The 11,446-nt window shown below is 32.1% G+C and carries 13 protein-coding genes and 4 tRNA genes; 12 read left to right on the top strand and 5 right to left on the bottom strand.

Going from position 1 to position 11,446, the window contains the following annotated elements:
* Positions 1 to 261 precede the first annotated feature (261 nt).
* The 8 genes from A6A20_RS11435 (at position 262) to A6A20_RS11400 (ending at position 5,242) form a co-directional block, all read left to right on the top strand.
* Complete coding sequence (locus tag A6A20_RS11435) at positions 262 to 597, top strand: hypothetical protein (protein ID WP_279573542.1); 336 nt, start codon at positions 262 to 264, stop codon at positions 595 to 597.
* Positions 598 to 621: 24 nt separating this feature from the next.
* On the top strand, positions 622 to 1,170 hold the full coding sequence (locus A6A20_RS11430; RefSeq protein WP_279573541.1) for a suppressor of fused domain protein: 549 nt from the start codon (positions 622 to 624) through the stop codon (positions 1,168 to 1,170).
* 61 nt (positions 1,171 to 1,231) lie between these two features.
* Positions 1,232 to 1,576 carry a hypothetical protein gene (locus tag A6A20_RS11425; protein ID WP_279573540.1) on the top strand — a complete coding sequence of 115 codons (345 nt, stop codon included), beginning with the start codon at positions 1,232 to 1,234 and terminating at the stop codon, positions 1,574 to 1,576.
* Between the two features lie 35 nt (positions 1,577 to 1,611).
* A complete protein-coding gene (locus A6A20_RS11420) occupies positions 1,612 to 2,088 on the top strand; it encodes a hypothetical protein (protein WP_279573539.1) in 477 nt (158 codons plus the stop codon).
* 26 nt (positions 2,089 to 2,114) lie between these two features.
* The gene (locus tag A6A20_RS11415; RefSeq protein WP_279573538.1) at positions 2,115 to 2,477 is read left to right on the top strand and encodes a hypothetical protein; all 363 of its coding nucleotides are present in this window, start codon (positions 2,115 to 2,117) and stop codon (positions 2,475 to 2,477) included.
* A gap of 407 nt (positions 2,478 to 2,884) precedes the next feature.
* The gene (locus A6A20_RS11410) at positions 2,885 to 3,220 is read left to right on the top strand and encodes a hypothetical protein (RefSeq protein WP_279573537.1); all 336 of its coding nucleotides are present in this window, start codon (positions 2,885 to 2,887) and stop codon (positions 3,218 to 3,220) included.
* A gap of 679 nt (positions 3,221 to 3,899) precedes the next feature.
* Positions 3,900 to 4,361, top strand: coding sequence for a hypothetical protein (locus tag A6A20_RS11405; protein WP_279573536.1), 462 nt, complete (start codon positions 3,900 to 3,902; stop codon positions 4,359 to 4,361).
* 230 nt (positions 4,362 to 4,591) lie between these two features.
* On the top strand, positions 4,592 to 5,242 hold the full coding sequence (locus tag A6A20_RS11400) for an IS1595 family transposase (RefSeq protein WP_279573535.1): 651 nt from the start codon (positions 4,592 to 4,594) through the stop codon (positions 5,240 to 5,242).
* Positions 5,243 to 5,348: 106 nt separating this feature from the next.
* Here A6A20_RS11400 and A6A20_RS11395 read toward each other — a convergent pair.
* Both A6A20_RS11395 and gltX read right to left on the bottom strand, forming a co-directional pair.
* A tRNA-Ala gene (locus A6A20_RS11395) sits at positions 5,349 to 5,424 on the bottom strand.
* 103 nt (positions 5,425 to 5,527) lie between these two features.
* Positions 5,528 to 6,967, bottom strand: a complete 1,440-nt coding sequence (gltX, locus tag A6A20_RS11390) for a glutamate--tRNA ligase (RefSeq protein ID WP_279573534.1) — start codon at positions 6,965 to 6,967, stop codon at positions 5,528 to 5,530.
* Between the two features lie 170 nt (positions 6,968 to 7,137).
* Here gltX and A6A20_RS11385 point away from each other — a divergent pair.
* From A6A20_RS11385 to brnQ, 4 genes are all read left to right on the top strand, one after another.
* Positions 7,138 to 7,213: transfer RNA gene (locus A6A20_RS11385), tRNA-Val, on the top strand.
* Positions 7,214 to 7,254: 41 nt separating this feature from the next.
* Positions 7,255 to 7,330 (top strand) — tRNA-Val (locus tag A6A20_RS11380).
* Positions 7,331 to 7,403: 73 nt separating this feature from the next.
* A tRNA-Val gene (locus A6A20_RS11375) sits at positions 7,404 to 7,479 on the top strand.
* A 63-nt stretch (positions 7,480 to 7,542) separates the two neighbouring features.
* The gene (gene brnQ / locus A6A20_RS11370) at positions 7,543 to 8,838 is read left to right on the top strand and encodes a branched-chain amino acid transport system II carrier protein (protein ID WP_279573533.1); all 1,296 of its coding nucleotides are present in this window, start codon (positions 7,543 to 7,545) and stop codon (positions 8,836 to 8,838) included.
* A gap of 166 nt (positions 8,839 to 9,004) precedes the next feature.
* On the opposite strand, the gene A6A20_RS11365 is transcribed toward brnQ, so the two are convergent.
* Genes A6A20_RS11365 through A6A20_RS11355 form a run of 3 tightly spaced genes read right to left on the bottom strand, consistent with a single transcriptional unit; the run spans position 9,005 to position 11,253 of the window.
* Positions 9,005 to 9,772 carry an amino acid ABC transporter ATP-binding protein gene (locus A6A20_RS11365; protein ID WP_279573532.1) on the bottom strand — a complete coding sequence of 256 codons (768 nt, stop codon included), beginning with the start codon at positions 9,770 to 9,772 and terminating at the stop codon, positions 9,005 to 9,007.
* A gap of 10 nt (positions 9,773 to 9,782) precedes the next feature.
* Positions 9,783 to 10,499 carry an amino acid ABC transporter permease gene (locus A6A20_RS11360; RefSeq protein WP_279573531.1) on the bottom strand — a complete coding sequence of 239 codons (717 nt, stop codon included), beginning with the start codon at positions 10,497 to 10,499 and terminating at the stop codon, positions 9,783 to 9,785.
* Entirely contained in the window at positions 10,483 to 11,253 is a 771-nt protein-coding gene (locus A6A20_RS11355) for an amino acid ABC transporter substrate-binding protein (protein WP_279573530.1), read from the bottom strand. The genes A6A20_RS11360 and A6A20_RS11355 overlap by 17 nt, the downstream gene beginning before the upstream one ends.
* Positions 11,254 to 11,446: the final 193 nt, after the last annotated feature.

Here is an 11,446-nt window from a genome sequence, read left to right as displayed (position 1 = left end):
TTTTAAATTAAAATCTATTATATTTAACTTTATTAAAGGTTTTTTAATTACAATTATAACTTATTTGATTATGATGATCTATTTTAAATATACTTATTTTGGTATAGAAGATTTTATGGTAATAGGTGTTATTACTTATTTCTTTACTGGAGTTTTTATACTAAATATTATTGAAAGTATAGCTATACTATTGCTAAATAAATTAATCAGAAAAAGTGTTGAGTGATTATTATAGTAATTCTTAATGCTAAGGATAAAATAATGAAGAAAATTATTGTCCCTAAGAATAAACTAGCAATGAAAAAACTAGATTTAGATCAATGTGAAGATAAGGAACTGGTTGAATTAAATTTATCAGATGAAGAATTTCTGTTTTTATATAATTTGGGAGTATTTGCTAAAATAAATATAATATTAGATAAATATATTGGTGATTATGAAGATGATAGTGTGATAGGTCAATCAGATTTAGTTATTCTAAGAGAAATATTCAAAAGTTTTGGTGAGCATACTCATCATTTATTAAAATTAACAGATATAGCGATAGAAAATAATACAGGTATGTTTTTTATTTCTAGTTTAAATATGATAATTTAATATAGAATTGTAAAGAATCTAGCGATGAACAATAGCTTTATTGAACAAATATTTTTACATTATAAAAGAATTTGGAAATTTGAATATTATCAAATATACCAATTAACTAACGGTCCAATGAGGATATTATTTAAAGAGTTTAGTATTTTAGTTATCCCCCCTTATAATGATCGTAATATGTGGACGTACGCAACTTTAGGAATGAGCCTAGATTCTAGTTTAGGAATGGAGTTGCATATGTTTTCTAAATTTGAAAATAAAAAGTTAATTGAGATATTAACCGCTATAGCTTATTATCATATGACAGAAAAAACATTGTCTTTAAATGATACTGTAAATTTTGGAATACCTTGGCAAGAAGGATCTCAATGTGATTATGGTCTTATTTCATTACCTTATTTAGATGGATCTGATTTGGAAAATTTGGGAGATAATATAAAATTTTATTGGTTAATCCCTATTACTGAAGCGGAACGTAATTATAGGTGGCATTATGGTGTAGAAAAGCTAGAACAATTATTTGAGGATAAAAATTTTAATTATTTAGATTTTTATAGATATTCTGTAGTGTAAACTATTATATTGTTAATACTCTAATAGAATTGGATTTTATGATAAGGTTAGATAAGTTATTATGCTAGATCACTCAAGAGTATATAATAATTATTTAGATTTTTTTCACTTAAATGGAAATGCAATAATAAAACTTACGCCTTCTGCAGCCATTGAATTATGTTATTTTTGTACAGAAAATAACCTGATTGTTGGTTATATTGAAGGAGGGATTTGGAGAAATAAATTATTTCAAGCTAGGATAGATTGTATTTGGGGAAGTTCATTATCTTCTAATTCTACCAAAAGCTCTATTAGAGATAATAATAGATTAGCAATAAAGTTTATAAAAGAAGAAAGTGATATTCATAATGCTTTTATTCTGACAATATTTAGGTACAAATATAATAGAATGATTTTTGCTTAAAAATATATTGATAATTATTTAAAAACTATAGTGTTATGAAAATAAATAAATTTCTCTTTGTATTTATTTTATCTACTTTAATAATAGAAGGAAAAGCTAATATAGTGGATGATATGATTGCTATTTATGATCCTATTAATAGTCCTTGCTTTTCAGGAAGTGAGTTACAGGATGATTTGTTAATCTGTGTTACAAAATATTATCTTAATAGTATAGAGGACTTAAATGAAAATTTTGAAATTGCAATTAAGCAAAAGAATAATAATATCAAAGATTATATTATTAATAGGCAAAAGTATTGGGATAGAGTAAAGTTTAAGTCTTGTAATAATATTTTAGATGAGGATGGGCGAGAAAGAGATATAGATTATATTAGTTGTATTGCACAAGAGGTAAAAGATAGAAGTGATCTTATAGAGTTATTATTTGTGTGTGGAGATTATAATTATAGGTATCCTTGTGATATTGACGAATATAATTTTTATAAGAAAATAAAAAGATCTGGTTTCTAATTATATATGAGCTAATATAGAATAAAATGAAGTCTTTAAAAGATTCTATGTGGAGAAATAAAAGTAAATTAACACTAAAGGATTTACTAAAATATATACCTGATAATCATTTTATTTGGTATATCTATGAGCTTGATGCAATTGGTATTGCTCCACAAGGTTTATCAATGCCTGATTTTGAAGATATTATTATTAACTCTCAATATGGATATCAATTATCTTGGGCGGATTTAAATGAGTTAGCAAATAACTTATTGGATATAAATGATTGTTTAATTACAGCCAATGTTGGAAAAATATCATATGATGATATTAAAAGTAAAAATAATAATGTTTTATATAAAATAGAAATAACAGACAGTACATATTGGGAAATTAATCTAAGATAGTTTAAATAGGTGTTTAATGGTATTTTTCATAATAGGTGGTTTATTATGCCTTTATTTATCCTCCATTTATAAAAAAAGACGGTTTCTTATTATTTTGTTTATTTTATTATGGTGTCTTATACATTTACTTGATAAAAATAGAGAATTTCTTAATACATATGTAAGTGTTATTACTTTACGTGAAATTATTACCTTTGTTTCATTAGTTTTTGGTCATACTTTTTTTATGACTTTTTTACCAACATCAATAAAAATTATTTTTGGAAAATATCGATTTTATAATTTTGTTAAATATGCTTACTTTGTTGTAATCTATTTTATGATAATGTTTGGTTTTTATATGTATTTTATTCGAGGAGAAATTTACAAATAGCTAAATTTTCATTTTTTATTAATAATATTCTATTATGAAAAAGTTATTTATTTTTATTCTAGTTGCTCTTGTAATTTTTAATAACATTAGATCAGAAATAATTTTTAAGAGTATAGATGGAAGTGATTTTATTATAAAGGTTAGCGAACTTGATTGGAACATTAAACATTTATATTCATCTAATGGTATGGTTAAATATAAATTCCCAATTTATTGGTATTCGGGGAATGTAGCCTTCTTTTACAAAGGAAATAGTGAGTTGTTTAATAAAGAAGATATTAATTTTTGTAAAATAGTTTTATTTATAGATAATAAAGGAAATGTTATATTTCATGAAAAGCATAATGGTATTTGTTTAAAACCATTTTAAATATGGTATAAAGCAATTTTATTATAATTATTAGAAATAATAAGTATTCTTGCTAATTTATTATTACTTAAGTTAAGTAATAATAAAAGTTAATTCTGTTTTTATTTTATTAAGCATTTTACCTATAGTTTCTATTATCAGTTTTGAGGATGTTTCTAGTTCTTTTTTATCTATGCAAATAAAAGAAAACTCACGCTATTTTGGTTTAAATTTATAAATTATATTCGTAGGTTAGATTTGTTACTTGCAATAATAGCAACTATTTTTATGTGATATTTACTTTTTATCGTTAAAATAATTTAATAAATATATTTAAGATAAAATGAGCTTTTAGAAATTTATTCTATGATTAAGGATTTATTGTCCTTTGGTAGTACAGTGCGTTTATATAGTAATAATGAATAGAATTTACTGACTATGAAAAAAAGTAACCACTTGCAAATCTTATTATTATTTTTTAATCAACAATTCATTCAGGATCTTTATTATGTGGGTGTTTATCCGTCATTAAACACCAAGACTAGTTGATTAGATAGAGATATTAGGAAAGAATGGCAGATTTAGCTCTGGCTCTTTCTATTAGAGGAGAAAAATATTGGGAGAGTGATAATGAAACATATCAAGAGTAAATAGCGATAGATTGGAAAAAACATTATAAGTGTTTAGGAGTAAATGTTAAATGATAGATAATTTACTAACGCTAACTATAAGAAGTTATCCTTTAGATGGTATTTTTAAAAAAGAATATATAAATTATTCTTACTTTATTTATGAAAATTATGATGAAATTAATTATTTTGAAAAAACTTATATTGATAATATAAATTTCAATAATAAGTATTTATTATCATGGGATTGTTTTTCTATTGAAGGGATAAGATATTTATTACCTCGTATATTGATAGTTATTCAAAATAGTGTTGATTATTTTCCTATAATGATAGAGGAATTTATATGTAATATTACTTTAAATAACACTATAAAAATAGTAATGTTAATGATGCCAAAGGAAGATTTAATAATTATAAAAAACATATTAGAAAATATATTTTTTGGAGAAGTAAATAGTTTAATCGATAGTGTAGGAGAACGTTATTTCTTTTTAGATTTAGAATTTTTAGAAAGAATAATTTATAAATAAAGTTATAGGATGTATATTTACAAGATGATTACTCTGTGCATTATAGATATTTATATGGACTTAAAATGAAAAAAATATTAAGAATAAAATATAGAGAGTATCCTAAAAATGGTCTTTTTAGAAAAAAATATAGAAATGATCCTTATATTGTTTATGAGTATTTAAATGACTTTATTTATGGAACTGTACTAGATAACTGACAAATTTTCCATTTAGGGCACAATAGTCCAATGAGAAAAAGTCGTCCAAGTCAGTATAAACAACACAAACTTATTGAACTTTTCCTTACAGGCATTACGGCACGAACAGCCGCTGAACTCGTGAATGTCAATAAAAATACAGCAACCTTTTATTTTCATCGTTTACGCTTACTCATTTATCAAAATAATCCTCATTTAGAAATGTTTGAGGGAGAAATTGAAGCCGATGAAAGTGATTTTGGCGGCGCTCGTAAAGGCAAACGAGGACGTGGTGCAGCAGGTAAAGTCGCTGTATTCGGGCTTTTGAAGCGTAATGGTAAAGTTTATACCGTTGCTGTTCCTAATACAAAATCAGCGACATTACTGCCTATTATTCGAGAAAAAGTAAAACCTGATAGTATTGTTTACACCGATACTTATCGCAGTGATGATGTACTTGATGTGAGTGAATTGAGTCATTTTCACATCAATCACAGCACACATTTTGCTGAAAATCATAATCATATTAATGGCATTGAGAATTTTTGGAGTCAAGCAAAACGCTATTTACGTCAGTTTAATGACATTCCTAAAGCCCATTTTGAGCTGTATTTAAAAGAGTGTGAATGGCGTTTTAATCACAGTAACATAAAGTCTCAAATTTTCATTTTAAAACAACTCGTTAAAGAGTATTTGTTCTAATTATCTAGCCCCCTAGATTTATCCAAAAACTTGCTTGACAACACTAAATATCTAAATAGTAGTTGGCTTAAATAAGTTTGTAAGCTATTGATATATTTAATAAATTTGGTGGAGATAATCGGGATCGAACCGACGACCTCTTGAATGCCATTCAAGCGCTCTCCCAACTGAGCTATATCCCCAAGAGATTTGATGTTTGGTAAGTGGCGACAATGATAATGTTCGCCACTTCATCTGTCAATATACAAGATTGTTAATTTTATTTGATTGCTTAAAATTAACCCATTATGCTTGTTTTTTGATAAATTCAATAGCCTTTTCAATACGAGCTAATACACGCTGTTTGCCAATCGCCACTAATGTAACGTCCATAGACGGCGATTGTCCTGTCCCCGTTACTGCCACTCGCAAAGGCATACCTACTTTTCCCATACCCACACCTAATTGTTCGGCGGTTTGTTCAATGGCTTGATGTGTGGTGGTAAGATCCCATTGCTCAAGTGCGGTCAGTTTTTGCAAAATTTTTTGTAATGGTTCAAGTGCAGCGGCTTTGAGATGTTTTTGTGCGGCTTTTTCCTCAAAGCCCTCAAATTCTTCAAAGAAATAACGGCTAGTTAATGCCATTTCTCTAAGGGTTTTACAACGTTCACCCAGCATAGTCACAATTTCTGTTAATGCTGGTCCATTGCGAGTATCAATGCCTAATTGCTGATAATGCCACGCTAAATGTTGTGCCACATATTCCGCAGGCAAACTCCGGATATAATGTTGATTTAGCCACAATAATTTATCGGTATTAAATGCACTGGCGGATTTGCTGACGGAATGTAAATCAAATAATTCGATCATTTCTTGCCGAGAAAAAATTTCTTGATCACCATGTCCCCAACCTAAACGCACTAAATAATTCACGAGTGCCTCAGGTAAATATCCTTCATCACGATACTGCATTACGCTCACTGCGCCATGACGTTTGGATAATTTTTGTCCATCATCGCCATTGATCATTGAAACGTGAGCATAAACAGGAATAGGGGCATTTAATGCTTTTAGAATATTAATTTGACGTGGGGTATTATTAATATGATCTTCGCCACGCACAACATGAGTAATCCCCATATCCCAGTCATCAACTACAACACAAAAATTATAGGTTGGCGAGCCATCGGTACGGCGAATAATTAAATCATCAAGTTCTTGATTGCTGATTTCAATGCGTCCACGTACCGCATCATCAAAAACTACCGAGCCTTCAGTAGGATTTTTAAAACGCACCACGTGAGGTTCATCAGGAGAATGTTGATGATCGTGCAAACAATGGCGGTCATAACGTGGTTTTTGTTTGTTTTGTTCTTGTTGATGACGTAATTGTTCTAATCGTTCTTTACTACAATAACAACGATAAGCTAAACCTTGTTCCAGCATTTGATCAATAACTTGATTATAACGATCAAAACGCTTGGTTTGATAATAAGGGCCATGTTCCCAACCTAATTCCAGCCATTCCATTGCCTCTAAAATAGCTTGCGTTGCTTCTGGGGTTGAGCGTTCTAAATCCGTATCTTCAATACGCAAAACAAATTCACCTTGATGATGCTTAGCATATAACCAAGAATAAAGTGCAGTTCTTGCACCGCCTACATGCAAATACCCCGTTGGACTAGGTGCAAAACGGGTACGCACGTTAACATTAGGATCTAACTTAAATAAGGGTTCAATATTCATTTCATTAACCTTATGATAAAAATAAAAAAGTGCGTACATTCTACTATGACTTTGGTTAAAAGCCACGCCAAATTAATAGACAATGTTTATTTTTAATGCAATCAAACAAAAATTATAAAAATTTGATTGACTGAAATTCTATTGTCTTTATAATGCGTCCACATCAACGGGGGCGATTAGCTCAGTTGGGAGAGCACCTCCCTTACAAGGAGGGGGTCACTGGTTCGAGACCGGTATCGCCCACCACTTTTTTTAAAGTGTTCTTGTTGATAATGTTAAACTAACGTGGGCGATTAGCTCAGTTGGGAGAGCACCTCCCTTACAAGGAGGGGGTCACTGGTTCGAGACCGGTATCGCCCACCACTTTAGTTTAAAATATTCCCATTATCTTAATAGATAATCTTAAAATTTAGTCAATGGTTGTACTAAATTCTAAGGGCGATTAGCTCAGTTGGGAGAGCACCTCCCTTACAAGGAGGGGGTCACTGGTTCGAGACCGGTATCGCCCACCACTCACTTCTCTGCTTTATCTATAATAAAATAATGAATAAATCTTACAGGCTATTACTATAATTATGAATAAAAATACCCTTATTGTTGGCTTTATGCTATTTGCTATGTTTTTCGGTGCAGGTAATCTTATTTTTCCACCACGCCTTGGGTTAGAAAGCCAACAATATTATTTACCCACCATTCTTGGCTTTATTGCCACTGGCGTAGGATTACCTTTATTAGGCATTATTGTGGGATCATTTTATCAAGGTGGCTATCAAAAAGCCCTTGATAAAATTAATCCTTATTTCTCAATCATTTTCCTTTCCGCCATTTATCTCAGCGTAGGACCTTTTTTTGCCATTCCTCGTACAGGTGCAACCGCTTACGAACTGGCTGTACAACCTTTTTTCAGCCAATATTCCATTTGGATACAATTATTTTTCAGCTTATTATACTTTTTAGTTTCCCTTTGGCTTGCCCTAAATCCGTCAAAAATGGTGGAACGAATTGGTGCAGTACTCACGCCCCTATTACTTCTCGCCATTTTTATATTGGTCGTGAGTGCATTATTTCAACCAAGTAGTGAAATAACACCAATCCAAAGCACCACACAAACCGCATTTTTCAAAGGCTTTGTTGAAGGCTACCTTACCATGGACGCCCTCGCCTCAATCGCCTATTCCATGATAGTGATTTTGGCTATTCAAGCAAAAGGGGTAACAAAACAAGCACTAACAAAACAAACCATTATTTCCGCTTTAATTGCAGGTTTAGCCCTTGCCCTAATTTATCTATCATTAGCTTGGATTGGCAATAAAATTTACATCGATCCCACCGAACTACAACTATTAAAAGAAAAAAATCAAGACATCGGTACTTACATTCTCAATAGCGTAACCAATCGTGCCTTTGGCGATTTTGGACGTATTATGCTCGGTATTATCGTTTCTCTTGCCTGTCTTACTACTGCCATAGGGCTAATTGTTTCCGTCAGTGAATATTTTAATAGTATTTACCGAAAAATATCCTATAAAACTTACGCCACAATTTTTACCTTAATCAGTTTTATGATTGCCAATCAAGGACTTAATTTTGTGATTAGCAAATCAGTCCCTGTATTATCTATCCTTTACCCTATCGCCATGAGCATTATTTTTATCTTATTACTTAATTTATTTATCCCCGTTCCTATGCTTGCTCAACGAACGGCTATTGGATTTGTGTGTATCATAGCAATCTTATCCATTATGGATATTCCGCTATTCCACCATTTACCGCTAAAATCCTACTCAATGGAATGGCTATTATTTGGTATCCTTGGGCTAGCGTTAGGTTGGGGAATAGCATTGATACAACAGAAAAATAAAACAGAATAAAATAAAAGTGCGGTATAAATTATAGTCGTTTCAATTTAAAATGAGACAAGGCGGAACGCCGAAGACAGTACAAGTAGTACGGCGAGGCGTACCAACACTGTATCATTTTAAAGTGGAACGACTATACAATAATTTTTACCGCACTTTCTTCCTTCATATAAACTAGTTAGATACAATAATCCTCAAATTCCGCACTGCTTGTTTGCATTAAAAACTGTTTAGTACGTTCTTGTTGAGGATTGCTAAAGAAGTCTTTAGCATTATTACTTTCTACTACCACACCACCGTCCATAAACAGAATTTTATCGGCAACTTCTTTGGCAAATTTCATTTCGTGCGTAACGATAATCATCGTCCAGCCCTCTGCGACAAGCATTTTCAATACTTGCAATACTTCGCCTACCCATTCAGGGTCAAGGGCGGAGGTGGGTTCATCTAATAAAATTAAATCAGGTTGTACCGCTAATGCTCGAGCAATACCGACACGTTGTTGCTGTCCGCCTGATAACTGGCTAGGATACAAGTCCGCCTTATCTTGTAAGCCTACTTTGGCTAACAGGGCTAAAGCTTGTTGTATTGCTTGTTCTTTAGCTTTCTTTTGCACAACAACCATTCCCTCCATCACATTTTCTACAGCGGTACGATGAGGAAAAAGGTTATATTGTTGAAAGACCATTGAAGAGCGGCGGCGTAATTGCAAAATTTTACTTTTGCTTATTTTTTCTGCAAAGTTTAATGATAGCGAACCGTCGGTAAATACAATTTCGCCTTGATCAGGTTGTTCCAAATAATTTAAACAACGTAAAAAGGTGGTTTTACCTGAACCTGAGGGACCAAGAATTGCCACCACTTCGCCTTTATTAATGGTCAAATCAATGCCTTTTAAAATGGCATTGCCATTAAATTGTTTGTGAATATTTTTAATTTCTAACATAGCTACTCAATTACAAATGACGAGAAAGTCGGATTTCTAGCCGTTCTTGTAAAATGGAAAGAACAAAACAAACCAGCCAATAAATTAACGCCGCCTCGCTATAAATTAAAATAAATTCATAACTGCTGGCGGTAATATTTTGTGCCACACGAAACAGCTCAGTTACCAATACTAACGAGGCAAGAGAGGTATCTTTGACAGTGCTAATAAAGGTATTGGATAGGGGCGGTACGGAAATTCGCATTGCCTGCGGCATAATGGTACGCACAAAGGCTTGGCGATAATTCATACCTATGGCATAAGAGGCTTCCCATTGTCCTTTGGGTATCGCCAAAATTGAGGCGCGCACAATCTCTGCGGCATAGGCACCAATATTTAATGAAAAGGCAATAACCGCAGTAGGAAAGGGATCAAGCACAATATTTAAACTTGGCAACCCATAAAAAATAATAAAAATCTGTACCAATAAGGGTGTGCCACGAATAATGGAAATATAACAGCGACAAAGTGCGGTCAAAATTTTATGTATTTTTGATTTAGCTGGCGTTGTACGAATTAACGCAATAATTGTTGCAATCATCAAACCGCCCACAAAAGAAAGTATCGCAAGGGGAATGGTATTGATGATCGTCGCCTGTAACATTGGCAAAAACGAGCTGATCGCTAAATCAGCTCGTTCTGCATTCATAAAAGGTAATTGGGCAAGTAAATTATTCAGTAATGTCATCGCCAAACCACTTGATTGATAGGGCTTTTAATGTGCCGTCAGCACGCATTTGAGCAAGCACTTGGCTAAATTGTTCAGCCACATCTTCATTGCCTTTTAAGAATGTAAAGGCAGAACCAATGGTTTCATCATTTTTCACTGCAATTTTTAAACCCGCATTTGGGTGTTTGCTGAAATAATCTAGTACCGCAATTTGTTCATTCACTGTGGCATCAACACGCCCTTGTTTTACCAATTCTAAATTTTGTGCCAAGCTATCAACCGTTACTAAATTCGCCCCGTATTTTTTCGCTAATTCAGTATAGTTACTGGTGGCAGACTGTGCGGATTTTACCCCTTTTAAATCGGCAAAGGACTGAATTTTGTCATTGTCAGCGCGTGTAACAATTACAGCACGAGAAACATTATAGGGCGCAGAGAATACATATTTTTTCGCTCGCTCTGGGTTTGGGCTTACCTGATTAGCAATCACATCAAAACGTTTAGCATTTAAGCCCGCAAACATACCGTCCCACTGGGTTTCTTTATATTCAACGGTTAAGCCTAAACGTTTCGCTACTTCGTTCATCACGTCAATATCATAACCTGTTAATTGCCCATCTTTATGAAAAGTAAAAGGGGCATAAGTGCCTTCTGTTCCCACACGAATGGTTTTCGTTTTTTCAAGCTGTGTTGCTAATTCAGAGGCATTAGCTGTTTGTATCCCTAAAACAAGGGCAAGGCTAGCAAATAAAGTTTTCGCAAATAATTTCATTTTGATTTCCTTTATAACAAAAATAATTTCGGCGTGGCGGGATTATAAAAGAGAATATCAAGGTATGACAAGAAGAATACCTTATTTTATATATCATTTTCTTATAATAACCAGCAACAATGATAATTTTTATTCAAGCCATTCTTTTTATTAGACTTAATCCCATATTTTGTTTAAACTTTGTAGCCAAATG

The organism is Volucribacter amazonae (genome assembly GCF_029783845.1).
GTDB classification, from domain to species: Bacteria; Pseudomonadota; Gammaproteobacteria; order Enterobacterales; family Pasteurellaceae; genus Volucribacter; species Volucribacter amazonae.
This window is presented reverse-complemented; position numbering and strand designations above follow the sequence as displayed.

What these genes read in the sequence shown, in the direction of transcription:
- A6A20_RS11435 (WP_279573542.1), top strand. Translation starts at nt 262, where the DNA reads ATGAAGAAAATTATTGTCCCTAAGAATAAACTAGCAATGAAAAAACTA.
- A6A20_RS11430 (WP_279573541.1), top strand. Translation starts at nt 622, where the DNA reads ATGAACAATAGCTTTATTGAACAAATATTTTTACATTATAAAAGAATT.
- A6A20_RS11425 (WP_279573540.1), top strand. Translation starts at nt 1,232, where the DNA reads ATGCTAGATCACTCAAGAGTATATAATAATTATTTAGATTTTTTTCAC.
- A6A20_RS11420 (WP_279573539.1), top strand. Translation starts at nt 1,612, where the DNA reads ATGAAAATAAATAAATTTCTCTTTGTATTTATTTTATCTACTTTAATA.
- A6A20_RS11415 (WP_279573538.1), top strand. Translation starts at nt 2,115, where the DNA reads ATGAAGTCTTTAAAAGATTCTATGTGGAGAAATAAAAGTAAATTAACA.
- A6A20_RS11410 (WP_279573537.1), top strand. Translation starts at nt 2,885, where the DNA reads ATGAAAAAGTTATTTATTTTTATTCTAGTTGCTCTTGTAATTTTTAAT.
- A6A20_RS11405 (WP_279573536.1), top strand. Translation starts at nt 3,900, where the DNA reads ATGATAGATAATTTACTAACGCTAACTATAAGAAGTTATCCTTTAGAT.
- A6A20_RS11400 (WP_279573535.1), top strand. Translation starts at nt 4,592, where the DNA reads ATGAGAAAAAGTCGTCCAAGTCAGTATAAACAACACAAACTTATTGAA.
- gltX (WP_279573534.1), bottom strand. Translation starts at nt 6,967, where the DNA reads ATGAATATTGAACCCTTATTTAAGTTAGATCCTAATGTTAACGTGCGT.
- brnQ (WP_279573533.1), top strand. Translation starts at nt 7,543, where the DNA reads ATGAATAAAAATACCCTTATTGTTGGCTTTATGCTATTTGCTATGTTT.
- A6A20_RS11365 (WP_279573532.1), bottom strand. Translation starts at nt 9,772, where the DNA reads ATGTTAGAAATTAAAAATATTCACAAACAATTTAATGGCAATGCCATT.
- A6A20_RS11360 (WP_279573531.1), bottom strand. Translation starts at nt 10,499, where the DNA reads ATGACATTACTGAATAATTTACTTGCCCAATTACCTTTTATGAATGCA.
- A6A20_RS11355 (WP_279573530.1), bottom strand. Translation starts at nt 11,253, where the DNA reads ATGAAATTATTTGCGAAAACTTTATTTGCTAGCCTTGCCCTTGTTTTA.